The sequence below is a fragment of the Bradyrhizobium betae genome (assembly GCF_008932115.1).
In the GTDB taxonomy this organism is placed as follows: Bacteria; Pseudomonadota; Alphaproteobacteria; order Rhizobiales; family Xanthobacteraceae; genus Bradyrhizobium; species Bradyrhizobium betae.
This window is the reverse complement of record NZ_CP044543.1, coordinates 330,136-344,792: the sequence shown is the minus strand read 5'-3', so window position 1 is coordinate 344,792 and position 14,657 is coordinate 330,136. Positions and strand designations below refer to the sequence as shown.

The following is a 14,657-nucleotide window of genomic DNA, read 5'->3' as shown; positions in this document are numbered from 1 at the left end:
CTGCGCGCCTCGCTTAACTGGCGATGCGCAGTAAGGCCGGTTTGCAAACAAACGAGACCAGCGCGCGGGCCTTGCAAAAGGACATCGCGCCATGGCGCTTACGACCACTGCTGCAAACAACAAGCTCATCTACTTCCGAAAGGAAATCTACCGGGAATATGTTCGCGAGAACCTGTTCTCGCCCTATATGGGACCGTCGATGAACGCGATCATTCGCGTCATCACGGACCTGGACAAGGGCGGCAAGAACGGCGGCGAGCAAATCAACATCCCGCTCCGCGCCCGCCTCAATGGCGCTGGCGTCGGCTCGGGCGCACTGCGCGGCAACGAAGAGGGTCTGGACAACCAGGGCACCCGCATGTGGATCGACTGGTCGCGGCACGCGGTCACGATCACCAACGCCGAAGAGCAGAAGTCCTCGATCGACCTCTACGCCGAGATCAAGCCGGCGCTGACTGATTGGGGTCAGGAGAAGCAGCGCGACGAGATCGTCGATGGCTTCTACGCGCTGCCGTCGCAGAACCCGCCCGCGGGCCTCGGCTCTGCGAACGGCCAGCGCGTCAATGGCATCCTGTTCGATGCTGCAACCGCGGCCCAGCGCAACACCTGGATCACGGACAATGCCGACCGCATCCTGGTCGGCAACGGCAACACGGCCAATCTCGTTGCCGGCAACTTCGCCGCCTCGATGGCGAACGTGACCGGCGCGATGATTGTGTCGGGCGCGCTCGTCAACCGCATGAAGCGGTCGGCGAAAAAGGCCAATCCGCGCATCCGTCCCTTCAAACTGAAGGAAAACGGGACGGAGTGGTTCGTGCTGTTCGTCGGACAGGAGCAGTTCCGCGATGCCCAGAACGACGCCGACATCAAGGGTGCCAACCAGAACTCGCGCGCGCGCGAGAACCAGGGCTATTTGAAGAACCCGATCTTCGTCGATGGTGACCTGCTCTACAACGGCGTCATCATCCGCGAGATCCCGGAGCTGTCGCTGCGCCTGCCGGTCTTCTACGCGACGGCAGGTTCCGGCGGCATTCAGATCGCGCCGGCGTTCCTGTGCGGGCAGGGTGCGATGGCCTGGTGCTGGGGCAAGATGCCGACGCCGACCTTCCTTAAGGAGGACGACTATCAGTTCCTCCGCGGCGCGGGCATCAAGATGGCCTACGGCGTCGGCAAGATCGCCAAGCTCAATGCGGCGGGCAACTTCAAGGAGTGGGGTGTCTATACCGCCTTCCTTGCCGCGGTCGGCGACAACTAGACCTTCGGCTGAATGAAAGAAACGGCGCGGCTACGCCCGCGCCGTTTCGACCTCGATCAACCTCACATCATCGGCCGAAGGAGGCCAACCATGTACCAGACCATCCTGGCGAAGCTTCGCGCGCTCGCCTTTCTGTCCCGGGTCGCTGCCATCGCGGCGATCGCAGCTCTTGGTGTTGCCGCCGTCACGATCAGTCCAGTAGCTGCGCTTCAGGTCGATCAGACCCGCAACTTCCCGGCCCGGCAGACGCCCGACCAGCAGATGAGCTACTACCGCATCACGGTCAACTTCAACGACCAGGGCATCAGCGCCGGCCAGCAGTTCGGCGCATTGCCGGCGGGCGCCTACATCTACGCGATCGACGCTTATGTGACGACCGCATTCAACGCGGCAACCACCAACGTCGTCACGGTCGGCACCACCAAGGCCAGCGCGAACGAGATCGTGGCCTCCGGCATCAGCGGCAATCCGCTCGCAACCGGGGTGCTTCACCTGACCTCGGCCGCGGGCCTCGGTATGGCCGTGACGAACGTCGCCAGCCCGATCCCGCTCTTCGTCAAATATGCGCAAACCGGCACGGCCGCGACCACGGGGCAGATCGTCATCGTGATCGCGTTCGTCGCGAACAACGACATGTAACCGGCTGGCGGCGCCCGGATGAGCCGGGCGCCGCGCTGCTTCCTTCGAGGAGTCCTAAATGGCAAAGCTTGCGGAAATTATCACCTATGTCCCCGGTCAGCATGACCCGTCGCACGTGAAATGGTGCGGTCATACGTTCCAGGCGAACGTGGCCAAGGAGATCAAGGGCGATCCAGACGGCACAAGCTCCGAGAAGCTCAACGCGCAACTGATCGAGAGCGCGCGCAACAATCCGCATTTCGTCGTCGGCGAGGGCGCCAAGGCAACCCGCGCCTCGCGCGACAAGATGCCCAAGGACGCCAAGGGCTACCGCGCCTACTTCGTGAACTGGCTCAAGGAAGAGACCTTCGAGACGCCGGAGGATCTGATTGGCCGCTTTGCGCGCGACCGCGAGCTTCAGGCCAAGTGCGACGTCGGCCCGGACGACTTCGCGCAGATCGGCGAGCTGTTCGATCCTCGTCTGCACGAGCTCGCCAAGGCCTGCGACTTGGCCGAAGCACAGATCGCGGCCGTGTGGGTCAATCACGGCTACAACCAGCTGCCCTGGTAAGCGATGGCCGCGACCTCTCCATATCGATCGTCCAGCGAGCTCGTGCTCGCGGTCCTCAAGAGGACCAACGTGCTGGCCGTCGGCCAAGCCGTTGATCCTGAAGACTACGCGCTCGTGAACGACAATCTGGATTCGATCTTCCGCAAGCTTGCGGGGCTCGAGATCGTCTATGTCGGGGATCGCGACAACATCCCGGCCGGCTGGTTCTCCGACCTCGTCGACATCTTCGCCGGCGAGTGCGGCTCGGACCTTGGCGTCTCCGGGCAGGATCTGGTCGATCTTGTCAACAGGGGTCTTGGCGGCCCGCCGCAGACTGAGATCGGTGGAGGGGCAGCCGCCAAGTCGCTCAAGATCATCACGCGCGGCAAGCCGACCTACGAAATCTATCGGATGCAGACCTTCTGATGCCGAATAAGCCTGCTCAAATCCCGTTCCCGCTATCGAGCTTCCCGGGCCTCAATCCGCAGGAAAGTTCGGGCCGGCTCGTCAATTGCTACGCAGAGCCCTTGGGCGAGCCGCAGCGTCCGACCGGCCCGTCGATGCAGATCTGGCGCGGCTGCCCCGGGCTGTCGCAGCACGCGATCACGGCGCAGGCGGGCTACCGGGGCGGGCTGCTGGTCAAGAACCTGTCTTACGAGGTGTTCAAGGATACTGCGGCGACGGTCGATGCTGCGGGTGTCGTCAACGTGCTCGGTGCATTTCCGGGCTCCCAGCAAGTCTCGATCGCGCGCAATCTTGCGGCCAATCCCGACGTCGTCGCCGTCGACATCGACAACGGCGCCTACAAGCTTTCGACCGGCGGCGCGCCGACGTCCTACAATGGCGCAGGCAGCTTGCCGCAGCCAAATTCGGTTTGCTTCCAGGACGGCTATTTCTTCTTCACGATCGGCGATAGCCGGTGTTTTGCCTCCGCGCTCAATGCGCTGACGCAGAATGCTCTGACCTTCATCACGGTCCAGGGCCGGGCGGACGTGCAGCTTCTGCGCGGCATTCCGTTTTCCAACATGCTGCTGCTGTTCACCACGGGCTCGTTTGAGGCTTGGCAGGATCAGGCCATTGCCGCGCCCGCGTTCCCCTACGGAAGGTTGACCATCGTCGATGTCGGACTTGTGCAGCCGTCCGCCATCGCCGGCTTCGAAGTCGGTTTTGCCGAGCTTCTGTGGGTCAGCCAGGACTATCATGTGCAATGGATGTCGCCGGGCTCGCTCGCGCCCAACGACGTCTCTCCGCCTGATCTCAATCGGCTGATCGAAAGAGCGGTACGCGCCGGGCAGATCCTCGAGGCCGGGTGCACGATTGCGGGCGGCAAGAAGTTCTGGCGCATTTCGTCGCCCGACTGGACCTGGGAACTCAACCTGTCCACCAAGCGCTGGCATGAGCGATGGTCTCTCAACGGCGGGGTCTATGGCCGCTCGCGCATGGTTGCCGGCCATCCAGCCTTCAGCAAATGGATCGTCGGCGACGTGCAGTCGGGCAATCTTCTCTACCCCGACAATGACAGCTATACCGAGAATGGCGATCCGTTCCTGTTCCGCATTGAATCAGGCCCGGTGCGGGAGTTTCCGAACGCAACGCGCATCGCACGCGCCGACTTCGACTTCGTGACGGGTGTCGGCCAGGAGGTCGGAAACTACGTGATGACCGTGCTCGGAGCCGCGTCAGGAGCGGGCGGCGTGGTGCGGCTGACTGTCGATCAGACCTCGAAGGCCGATACCGGCGATCAGGTCAACGTCGCGGGCGTGACGGGTACGACGGAAGCCAATGGGCCGCACCCGATTTTGGTGGTTGATGCCAACCACATCGAGCTGACTGACGTGCTGTTCCAGAACGCCTATGTCTCCGGCGGCACGGCAACCGACATCTCGTCGCCGCCTGAGGCGATCGATCCGCAATGCGCCATTTCGTGCTCCAAGGACGGCGGAATTTCTTTCGACAATCCATCGCTGCGGTCGCTTGCGCCGCAGGCCCGCGGCGAGCTTGCGCGCGCCAGTGTCAAGAACCGCGGCTTTGCGGGGCCGCATGGCGTGCGCTGGCGGCTCGATATCACTGATCCCGTGTACCGCGGTCTGAAGGGCGGCATCATGAGCGACAATCCGCAGGTGGTCGGGCCATGACGCTGCCCGCCAAGGACAAGAGGTTCGATCCGGGCTTTCCGATTGCCGACAAGGACGGACGGCCGACCGCACTATTCCGGGATTATCTGGTGCTGCTCGATCGCCTGGTGACGCTGATGGTGGCAGGCAACGCGCCGAGCAATCTCGTCAATGCGGCAAACGATGCTGCTGCCGCCGCTGCCGGCGTTCCTGTTGGAAATCTCTACCGCAATGGATCCCTGATTCAGGTGAGGGTCGTCTGATGTCCATCTTCGATATCTTTACGAACAACGTCGCGGAAGACGCGGCCAACCAGCAGATCGGCGGCATCAATGCCGGCAAGACCGCTGCGACCGGCGACATCAATCAGGGCATCTCGGCGCTCAACACGAATTACACCAAGGCGCTGCAGCCGTATCTGACCAACTATTCAACCGCGGGCGCGGGCGTCGACCAGTTGAAGAACCTGCTCGGCATCAACGGCCAGCAGGGCAACGATGCGGCGATGAAGTCGCTCGAGGCGACGCCCGGCTACCAGTTCCAGCTCCAGCAGGGCAACAATTCGATCAATGCTGCGGCAGCAGCCAACGGCACGCTGGCCTCCGGCAAGCAGCTGATCGACCTCTCCAACTACAATCAGGGTTTGGCGAGCACGACCTATCAGAACGCCGTCAACAACCTTCAGCCGTTCCTTGGTGCATCGAACTCGGCCGCTACCGGCATCGCGGGCGTCAACACTGGTTTGGGCAACGCGACCGCGAGCCAGTACAACTCGCTCGCCAATCTCGACTACACGGCCGCGACCGGCATCGGCAATGCCAACGCCAATGCGACGCTGGCGCAGAACCAGGCCAACCAGAACCAGTGGAACGCGCTGTCGGGCCTTGGTACGGCCGCTCTGTCGATCTTCTCGGACGAGCGCCTGAAGGAGTTCATCGAGCCGGTCGGCGAGCTCTACGACGGCACCAACGTCTACCGCTACAACTACAAGGGCGATCCGGTGCCGCGCATCGGCGTCATGGCACAGGAGGTCGAGAAGGTGAATCCGGATGCCGTGATCGACATCGGAGGCTTCAAGGCCGTGCGCTACGACAAGGCGACCGAGCGTGCAGCTTCGCTCGCGCGCTTCCTCGAGGCGGCCTGATCCATGGCAATGTTCGAACAGACCGTCGCCGTTCCGAGCACGCGCGATTACGGCGCGCCGACGCCGGACATCTTCGCGCAGGTGGCGGGCCTGCCGAACGCCTACTATGAGGGTCAGTTCAATCGCCAGAAGCGGGACACGAATGATCAGCAGTTGCAGCTCAACCAGCAGCGGATTGCAGCTGGTCAGCGGCAGCAGCAACTCGCGGAAGCATTCCAGTCGGGTGGCGCTCTGGATTCCAAGGGCAACTATGATCCCGTAAAGGCGCAGGCGCTCTTTGCCCGGTTCGGCGTGCTTGACGGCATGACGCAGTTGCAGCCTCAGGTGCTTCAAAAGCAGGCGATGAACGCGCCTCAGTCGCCAATGCTGACGGGCGGCCCGCAGCAGGCTCCTGCCGTGTCCTCGCAAGCATCTGTTGCCGCACCTAGCGCAAGGGGTGGCGATGCCGCAGGCTCGGTCATTTCGCAGGTGACCGATGCGCTCGGTGATGGCAATCCAAAGATCGGCGTCGTTGCAGGTAATATCGCAAGCTCCGTTGGCGCAGACGCTAACGGCGCGTTGACGCCTGGGCAGGCGGCGCAGGTCAGGGACAGGCTCGCAGCGTACCTAAAGCGCAACAACATCGCGCCGACCGGGGGCGGCGCCGCTTCGGCGGCGCCTCTGTCGCGACCGTCGCTGGCTGAGGCAGGGCAGGACGCAGATGCAACGCCGTCCCAGCGTGTTGCCGGCGCATTCGGTGCGCTGCCGCCGTCGGCCAATGCCGGCACGCCTGCGGCACAGCCGGCGCCGCAGCAGAAGCCGCAGGGTGCGCCAAATGGCGCACCCTCCGCGCAACCGGCTGCACCCGTGACCGCGCAGCCGCAGGGGCCCGTCGCGCAGCCTATGCCGCAAGCTCCGCCCCAGCCGCAAGGCCAGCCGATCGTGCCGCAAGTGCCGTTGCCCAAGGGCTTTACGGATCCGCAGGCGGCCATCCTGGCGCTGAAGCAGGAGGCCGCGCGGGTTTCGCGTCAGCCTGGCCCGGGCGCAAAGGCGGATGCTGAGGCCCTCAGTGATTGGGCGAGCCGGATTGAGAAATCGATTCAGCCGGTCCCCATGCGGCCCGGAGAGACGTTGCTTGATCCGCGTACCGCGCAGCCGATTTATCAAGGCAACCAACCGACGCTGTCTCCAGACGCGATCAACGCGGCGGCGGAGCGCTATCTTGAATCGGGGCAGTTGCCGCCGAACATGGGCCGTGGTGTCCAAGGTGCGGCCACCATGAGCGCCATTCAAAACCATGCAGCCGAGATCGCCAATCAGCGCGGGATCGATATGGGATCGCTGCCGCAGAAGTGGCAGCAGTTCAAGGCCCAGCAGGTCGCCATCCAGCGCTTCACCTCGGGTCCGCAGGGCAACACCATTCGCTCCTTCAACGTGCTGGTCGACCATCTCGATACGCTGACCGACGCTGCGGCTGCGCTGAAGAACGGCGACAACCGCATGCTCAACCGCTTCAAGCAGAATTGGGCTGCGAACACGGGCAGCACGGCGCCGACCAATTTCGACGGCGTCAAGGCGCTGGTCGGCGACGAAATCGTGAAAGCCGTGGTCGGCTCGGCCGGCGCGCTCGCAGATCGCGAGGAGGTCAAGAAGGACCTCGACCGTGCCTCCAGCCCGGCGCAGCTTGCCGAGCTCGTCGAGAAGTACAAGAAGCTCGCGCTGGGCCAGCTGCACGGCTTGCAGAAGCAGTATGAGACTTCGACGGGCCTGAAGAACTTCGGCTCCATGCTGCTGCCCGGGACGCTCAAGGCCCTGGGCGGGGGTGGGGCGGAAGGCGAGAAGCCAGCACCAACGGTCAGCAAGGACGGCTGGACCGTCGTCACGGCGCCGAACGGCAAGAAGGCCCGGATTCAGGAAATTACGGAGTAGGGCATGCCGACCTTCCAGATTGAGCAGGACGGGCGCAAGTTCAAGGTGCAGGCCGGCAGCATGGCGGATGCGACCGAGGCGCTGAAGGCGCATATGGAGACGAGCAAACCCGCGCCCGGCATGGTTGAGGGTCTGACGCGCGCGGCAGCGCGCGGCATTCCGATCGTCGGCGGCGCGCTCAACAAGCTCAACGCCGCAACCAACGCGGCGCTTGCGCCCGTGGTCGATCCGCTGCTCCCGGACAGCTTCGAGAAGCTGCCGGAAAAGAGTTTCGGTGATCGCTATCAGCATGCGCTCGATATCCAGGAGGGCAAGGACAAGGGCTTTGCGCAGGAGCATCCGGTTGCGGATACCGCTGCGGAAATTGCAGGGGGTGTTGCCGCAACGGGCGTTGCGGCGGGGACCGCAACGGGCGCACGGCTGTTGGGACTGACCGGGCGGACGATGCCGCAGCTGATGGCGCGGGGTGCGGCCAGCAATGCCGTGGTCAGCGGCGCCGATGCGGCCGTGCGCGACGAGAACCCGTTGACGGCGGGTGGGATCGGCGGCGCGATCGGAGGCCTCGCGCCTGGTGTCGGCCGCGTCGTCAACGCCAAGGTCGTGGAGCCCGTGCGCAATTTGGTGCGCGGCTTTACGAAACCCGGCGAAGAAGCCGAGCGCCGCGTTGCAACCGCGATCGACCGCGACATTCGCAATCAGGACCGCGGCCTGACGCTTCAAGAGATGACGGACGCCTCTGCGTCCGGCCAGCCGGCGGCCTTGATCGACGCGGGCGGAGAGACGACGCGAGCATTGGCGCGTAGCGCGGCCAACACCTCGCCTGAGGCGCGTGCGACGCTCAATCGCACGATCGACGATCGCTTTGAGACGCAATCGCCGCGGCTCGCGGACTGGCTGCGCAACACGTTCCATTTTCCAAATGCGGATGCGCAGCAGGATGCACTCGACAAGATCGCGCGCACCGTCAATCGGCCGAACTACGCCAAGGCCTATTCGGAAGGCGCGAACATGCGCTTTACCGAGACGCTGGAGCAGGTCAGCCAGGCGCCCGTGGTGCAGGATGCGATCCGCAAGGCGATGGTGTCGGCGAAGAACGATGCGGCCAAGCTCGGCTTCACGCCGCCAAAGAACCCGTTCCAGTTCGATGAGACCGGACGGCTCAAGCTCAAGGCCAATCCGGACGGCTCGAAAATAGAGCCGAACCTCCAGTTCTGGGACATCGTCAAGCGGAACCTCGACAAAACGGGTACGCCCGAAGCGCGCGACTGGGCGAGGATCCTGCGAGAGCATCTCGACGACGTGGTGCCGAGCTACGCCACGGCGCGCGCGGGAGCTGCAAAATTCTTCGGCGCCGGCGACGCCATCGAGGCTGGGCAGAACTTCGTCGGCGCCAGCGATCGCTTCGGCCTGCCGGAAGCACGAAAGGCGCTTGCGAAAATGTCGGCCGATGAGCGCCAACTGTTTCAGGACGGCTACGTCTCGCGCCTCGTGCAGACCATCGAGAAGACCGGCGATCGCCGCACAGTGCTCAACAAGATCATGAACTCGGGTGCCGCGCGCGAAGAGATGTATGTTGCGCTCGGCCCGCAGCGCGCTAAGGAGGTCGAGGCGCGGCTTCGTGTGGAAGGCATCATGGATCTGGCGCGCCCTGCGATTCAGGGCAATTCGACCACAGCGCGCCAACTGGTCGAGCTCGGCCTCGCTGGCGGCGTCGGCGGATATCAGAGCTACGAGGGAGATCCTCAGGCGATGCTAAAGGCGGCGCTTGTCTACGGCGCGGCGCGGGGGCATCGGGTGATCGACGAGCGTGTCGCCAAGGAGGTTGCCAAGCTTCTTGCGTCCTCCGACGTCACCAAGCTTCAGAAGGGCATCAGGCTGATTGCGGGCAACAAGAATATGCTCGCGTCCATCCGTAATGCAGATGCCAAGATCGCTGCGATAGCAGCGCGGGGTGCCGAGCCCGGGGTCGCTGACCGCGTCGGCGGCGAGTAGCGCTTCATCGCGTCTGTTGCGGACCCACAGGTAGCGAAACCAGAGCGCGGCGAGCGGCACGAAGTAGAACCAGAACCAGCTCTTCGGCAGCAAGGCCATGCAGGTGAAGAACACGACAAGGCCGATCGCGGCGACCCGAACGTCCCATGCCGCCTCGATCTCAAGCTGCTTTCGGAATTGTGTCATGGCCAAAACCTATCTGCGTCGCCGCAATCCGGCAACCGCACGTGTGGAGAGCATCAACCCATGTTTTTGAAATACCTCAAGAATATATCGATTTTGGCACTTCTGGGAATCACCCTATCAGTGCCGTCCGCCCATGCCGCCGGCACGATTCCGCTGGCGCTCGCAATCCAGCTCGATACCGACGGCAGCGTGGCATCGAACTGCCAGGCGACGTTCTACCGGGCCGGCACGGTCGCGACCAAGCAGAACGTCTATTCGGATTTCTCGCTGACGCAGGCGATGTCCAACCCGCTGTCCTGCGATCAGTCCGGCCGGCTGCCGCTGTTCTGGATCGCCGATGGTTTGATCCACGTCCGCCTGACGAACGCCGCAGGCAATCCGATCGTGGACACCACCATGCAGGTGCTCGGGCCGTCCTCGGGCGGGGGCGGGGGCGGGGGCACGGTCGACCCGACCGCGCTTTATGCGACCGGCGACATGAAGATGCGCTGGGGCACCGGGCCGCTCTCCGGCTTTGTGCGCCTCAACGGGCTTTCGATCGGGAATGTGTCGAGCGGCGCGACCGAGCGCGCCAATTCCGACACACAGGCGCTGTTCGTTTATCTCTGCGGCGCCGATCTCAATCTTCCGATCTCGGGCGGGCGGAGCGGCAATTGCCTCAACGACTACAATGCCAGCAAGACGCTGACACTGCCTGATGGACGCAATACGCTCATCGCCGGCCTTGGCGACATGGGCAATAGTGATCGCGCGCTCTTCTCCGGCGTCACGTTTACGTCTGGTAATTCGACGACGCTCGGCAGCGTGCTTGGTGCCGCACGCAATACGTTGGCGACGACGAACCTGCCGCCGTACACGCCGTCCTTCAGTTCGCCGCCTGTTCTGACGTTAACTGCAAATCTGAAGACACAAAACTCGGCCGGTACCGATCAGGGCAATTTCCTCGCTATTGGCAACACGGCCGGCACGTCAGTCGGCGCGGGCAGCGCCTGGATCGTATCAAACTCGATCGCCTACACGTTCGCGCCACAAGGTGGCGCCAGCGCGCCATTTTCTGTCGTTCAGCCCACGATGCTGACAACCATCTACATGAAGCTCTGAAGGCGCGGGCGATGTATCTCAATCCCGTCCTATTGCCTCAGCAGACCAACCGCGAGGATCTGCTGCGCACGATCTGCCTGTTCGATGACGACACGGGCGAGGCGATCGACGTCTCGGGGCGGGTACTGGCCGCGCCGGGCGATTTCACGGCGGCGGCCTGGGTGGTGACGTCGGGGGCGATCGTCACGGCCTCCGCCACGCAGCTCACGATCAAGGATTATCCGATCGGGGCCGAGATGCAGGCGGTCGCCTGTACGGTCGGCATCGGCCTTGCCATCGCGGCTGGCGCGCCCGTGACGATCGCCGATGCTGCGACCGGCAAGAACACCATGACCGGGTACGTCACATCCTACGCGCCCGCAACCGGCGCCATGGTGACGCAGGTCGGGAGCGCGTTCGAATTCGAGATCAGGGGGCGGCACCATCATGAAGGCTATGGCGGCGGCTACGGGCCATCCTCCGGCATCGGGACCGATGCGTGCGAGGCGCCGCTGATCTCCGCGCAGCTCGGCAGCGGGCTGATCCTGATCGATCTTGGCCGGATCGAAATCCGGATTCCGGCGGCCACCATGGCCAAGCTCCGCCATCGCACCTACGACATCGCGATGGCGGCCTATGACGGCTACGACAGCCGGCAGCTGTTCATCGGAAAGCTTCCGGTGTTCGGCGGCGGTACGCGGCTGATGCCCTTGCAGACCCCCAATCCCTCCAACCCCTACGGTCTGCCATGACGTTGCCCGCCAACATCCGCGTTGCGACATCCGTTCCATTTCCCTCGCAGGTCAAGGGACGGGGTGCCGTCGCGATCGCGAAGGCAAACGGGGTCTGGACCGTCTCGCTGAATTTCGCCGCACTGCTGCCGGCGGTCCAGTTCGTGCCCAGTCCGGCGACGACCTACGTGCTGGCGTGGGATTCCGTGGCGGACGCATTCTATCTGGTGCAACTTGCGCAGGTGGCCGGCAACAAGGTGGTGAGGGTGCTGGCGGCGGCCGGGCCTTACGCCGCGCAACCGGGTGACGACGTGCTGATCGTCAAGCAGCTCGCAGGTGCTCCCTTCAACATCACCGTCGACTGGTCGGTGCGGACAAAGCCTCTCACCATCGTCGATGGCAAGGGCGATGCCAACGTCAACAACATCACCATCACGCCTGGCGCGGGCCAGACGCAGATGGCGACGGTGAACTACGTCTACACGATCGATGGCGCCGGCGGATCGATCACGCTGACGCCGCTGCCGGACGGAACCGGCGCGTACTAACCTTCCAGATCAGAGAGATATTTCGATGAAGCTCCGCAGCCTGATTGCGGGCGCGCTCGCGCTCGCGTGGTCGACATCCCCGGCGCTGGCGCAGGTCAACCCCGGTACCACGCCGCTGACCGGCGCCAAAGGCGGCACCAACAATGCCTTCATGCAGTTCTCGGGGCCTGCGACCTCGCTCAAGACGTTCACGCTCCCGAACGCCTCCGGCACGGTCGACCTGCTCAACGCCATCCAGACCTTTACGGCAGCCAAGACGTTCACTGATGCGACGCTGCTCCTGGCCGGCTCGAGCTCGGGCACCACGACCCTCAAGGCAAGTGCAGCCGCCTCCGGTGTCCTGACGCTTCCGGCGGCAACCGACACGCTGGTGGCTAGGGCGACGGCCGACACGCTGACCAACAAGACGTTCAACTGTGCGAGCAACACCTGTACCGTTCGCATCGCGTCCGACATCACCGGCCTCGGAACGGGCATTGCAACGGCGCTTGGCGTCAATATAGGCTCCGCTGGAGCGCCCGTCGTCAACGGCGGTGCGCTTGGCACGCCGTCAAGTGGCACATTGACGAATGCCACGGGCTTGCCGCTCTCAACCGGCGTGACCGGGAATCTATCAGTCAATAACCTCAACAGCGGCACCGGCGCGTCATCGTCGACGTTCTTGCGTGGCGATATGACATGGGCCGCGGCGGCAACGCTGGGCAATCCTACCGCGGTGATCGGTCTTACTGCGGTGAACGGTTCCGCGGGTTCTGCCATTCGCTCTGACGGTGCGCCCGCGCTCTCGCAGGCGATCGCGCCGACATGGACCGGGCTTCACAAGTTCACGGCGTTCCCGATCACTGTCGGTTCACCTGCGGCAACCGACAGCGATCCCGCGATCGAGATCTCTCGCGTCGTCGATAACACCGGCTCCGGCAACGGGCATGGTTTCGCCGACGTTTCGACTGTCTCACGCTCTACCGGTGGGCCGATCGGATACAACAGCTTTGACGCGACGCCGACCTATACCGGAGCCGTCAACTTCAACCATTATGCCGGGTTTCAGGCGCGGCAAACGTTTTCGAACACAGGGACCATCGACAACGTGTGGAGCATGGTCTCCACGCCGAGCGTCAACACCGGCAGCACTGTCACCAATCTGTATCACCACTCCACTCTCGAGGTGGGCGGCTCCGGCACGGTCACGACGCAATACGGCTACTACGTAGCCCAGCTCAGCAGGGCCGGAACCAACTGGGCGTTCTACTCGGCTGGAGACAATTCGAGCGTTCTTGGGGGCAATATCGCGTGGAAGGCCCCAACGACGCTGACCGGCACGTCAGGCTCGGTCGGGCAGAACGGCTCCGTGATCTTCAACGCGAGCGGAACGTTCACGGCGACGCTTCCCACCGCGAGCGCAAACCCCGGCCGCGTCCTGTACGTCAAGAACATCGCGGCTCAGACGGTCAACAGCGCGTCGTCAAACGTGGTGCCATTGGCTGGCGGGGCCGCCGCCACGGCCTTGCTGACCAACACCGCAGGGAAATGGGCCGTCCTTCAGTCTGATGGCACCAACTGGGTCGTCATGTCCGCAAACTGAAGCAACTCCCTTCGACCAAAGTCTCGCCTAACGACAACCTCTTAGGGTCAGACAACATGCCAAAAGCAACCAACGCCGCGATGATCGCGGCGAACGAAGCCGTGTTTGCCAAGGCGCAAATCCGTCCCGAATGGCAGGGCCGGATCGATGTCGCCGCACGGCGGCTGTGCGAGCCCAAGACGAAAGCATGGTTCACGGAGGAGTCCGCGCGGCTCAAGCGCAAGGGCTATGATGTGCCATGGTTCATGATCGCGGTCACCAAGGAGATGGAAGCGGGACCAGATCCGCAATTCCTGCGCTCGATCGCACAGGGCGACCGCTGGGACCGCATCTCTGTCAACGTGCCGAAGGGCAGGGGGCCGTTCGATGACTGGCACGAGGCCGCCGACGATGCGCTGATCAAGTGCGCCCCCTACATGGCGCTGTGGAAGAACTGGACGATGGGCGGGGCGCTCACGATCTCGATGAAGTACAACGGCCTCGGTTACTTCACCAAAGGTGTCCCCAACCCCTACCTGTTCTCGGGAACGACAGCCTACAGCAGCGGCAAATATGTCCGCGACAGCGTGTTCGATCCGCAAGCGGTCTCTGCGCAGGTCGGGATCGCCGCGCTGCTGCTCGGCATGCAAAAGTTCGATGCATCGGTCGTGTTCTCGAACGACAATGTTGATGCGCGACCGTCCGCCGCTCCGCCAAAAGACATCGTCGATGAAGCCACCAAAGCCGCACGGAACGTGCGCACGGCGGCGGGCGCGGGCGGCATCGCGGGCGCTGCCAATGAGGGTGCCAAGACGACGACGGGAACGGTTGTGCCGAGCCCGGCGACGCTGCTGCCGTCCCTGGCGGCCTATAGCGTGATCGGCGTTGCGGTCGCGGTGATGATCGCTGCGACTATCACGGTTGCGCGGCGCAAGGCAGCGGTCGAAGCGATCTGGTAGCCCGCGCCAAT

Annotated in this window: 14 protein-coding genes; all 14 read left to right on the top strand. The window is 63.9% G+C overall.

Annotation, left to right across the window (positions count from 1 at the left end; genetic code table 11):
- Positions 1–91: 91 nt before the first annotated feature.
- The 14 genes from F8237_RS01775 to F8237_RS01710 all read left to right on the top strand — a co-directional run bounded on the left by F8237_RS01775 (position 92) and on the right by F8237_RS01710 (position 14,646).
- Positions 92–1,255 (top strand): phage capsid family protein, encoded by a 1,164-nt coding sequence (locus F8237_RS01775; protein WP_151642121.1) that lies wholly within the window; start codon positions 92–94, stop codon positions 1,253–1,255.
- A 90-nt stretch (positions 1,256–1,345) separates the two neighbouring features.
- The gene (locus F8237_RS01770; RefSeq protein ID WP_151642120.1) at positions 1,346–1,894 is read left to right on the top strand and encodes a hypothetical protein; all 549 of its coding nucleotides are present in this window, start codon (positions 1,346–1,348) and stop codon (positions 1,892–1,894) included.
- Between the two features lie 58 nt (positions 1,895–1,952).
- Positions 1,953–2,444: a hypothetical protein gene (locus tag F8237_RS01765; protein ID WP_151642119.1), complete on the top strand. Its 492-nt coding sequence runs from the start codon at positions 1,953–1,955 to the stop codon at positions 2,442–2,444.
- 3 nt (positions 2,445–2,447) lie between these two features.
- Positions 2,448–2,849, top strand: coding sequence for a hypothetical protein (locus F8237_RS01760; RefSeq protein WP_151642118.1), 402 nt, complete (start codon positions 2,448–2,450; stop codon positions 2,847–2,849).
- Complete coding sequence (locus F8237_RS01755; protein ID WP_151642117.1) at positions 2,849–4,558, top strand: hypothetical protein; 1,710 nt, start codon at positions 2,849–2,851, stop codon at positions 4,556–4,558. The genes F8237_RS01760 and F8237_RS01755 overlap by 1 nt, the downstream gene beginning before the upstream one ends.
- Positions 4,555–4,800, top strand: coding sequence for a hypothetical protein (locus tag F8237_RS01750; RefSeq protein WP_151642116.1), 246 nt, complete (start codon positions 4,555–4,557; stop codon positions 4,798–4,800). The genes F8237_RS01755 and F8237_RS01750 overlap by 4 nt, the downstream gene beginning before the upstream one ends.
- Positions 4,800–5,681 (top strand): tail fiber domain-containing protein, encoded by an 882-nt coding sequence (locus F8237_RS01745; RefSeq protein WP_151642115.1) that lies wholly within the window; start codon positions 4,800–4,802, stop codon positions 5,679–5,681. Before F8237_RS01750 ends, F8237_RS01745 begins: the two co-directional genes overlap by 1 nt.
- A gap of 3 nt (positions 5,682–5,684) precedes the next feature.
- Positions 5,685–7,589 carry a hypothetical protein gene (locus F8237_RS01740; RefSeq protein WP_151642114.1) on the top strand — a complete coding sequence of 635 codons (1,905 nt, stop codon included), beginning with the start codon at positions 5,685–5,687 and terminating at the stop codon, positions 7,587–7,589.
- Positions 7,590–7,592: 3 nt separating this feature from the next.
- A complete protein-coding gene (locus F8237_RS01735; protein WP_151642113.1) occupies positions 7,593–9,581 on the top strand; it encodes a hypothetical protein in 1,989 nt (662 codons plus the stop codon).
- 306 nt (positions 9,582–9,887) lie between these two features.
- On the top strand, positions 9,888–10,868 hold the full coding sequence (locus F8237_RS01730) for a hypothetical protein (protein WP_151642112.1): 981 nt from the start codon (positions 9,888–9,890) through the stop codon (positions 10,866–10,868).
- 11 nt (positions 10,869–10,879) lie between these two features.
- Positions 10,880–11,599 carry a hypothetical protein gene (locus tag F8237_RS01725; protein WP_151642111.1) on the top strand — a complete coding sequence of 240 codons (720 nt, stop codon included), beginning with the start codon at positions 10,880–10,882 and terminating at the stop codon, positions 11,597–11,599.
- Positions 11,596–12,126 carry a hypothetical protein gene (locus F8237_RS01720; protein ID WP_151642110.1) on the top strand — a complete coding sequence of 177 codons (531 nt, stop codon included), beginning with the start codon at positions 11,596–11,598 and terminating at the stop codon, positions 12,124–12,126. The genes F8237_RS01725 and F8237_RS01720 overlap by 4 nt, the downstream gene beginning before the upstream one ends.
- 25 nt (positions 12,127–12,151) lie before the next feature.
- Positions 12,152–13,708, top strand: a complete 1,557-nt coding sequence (locus F8237_RS01715) for a hypothetical protein (protein WP_151642109.1) — start codon at positions 12,152–12,154, stop codon at positions 13,706–13,708.
- Between the two features lie 56 nt (positions 13,709–13,764).
- On the top strand, positions 13,765–14,646 hold the full coding sequence (locus F8237_RS01710) for a hypothetical protein (protein ID WP_151642108.1): 882 nt from the start codon (positions 13,765–13,767) through the stop codon (positions 14,644–14,646).
- The last annotated feature ends 11 nt before the right edge of the window (positions 14,647–14,657 follow it).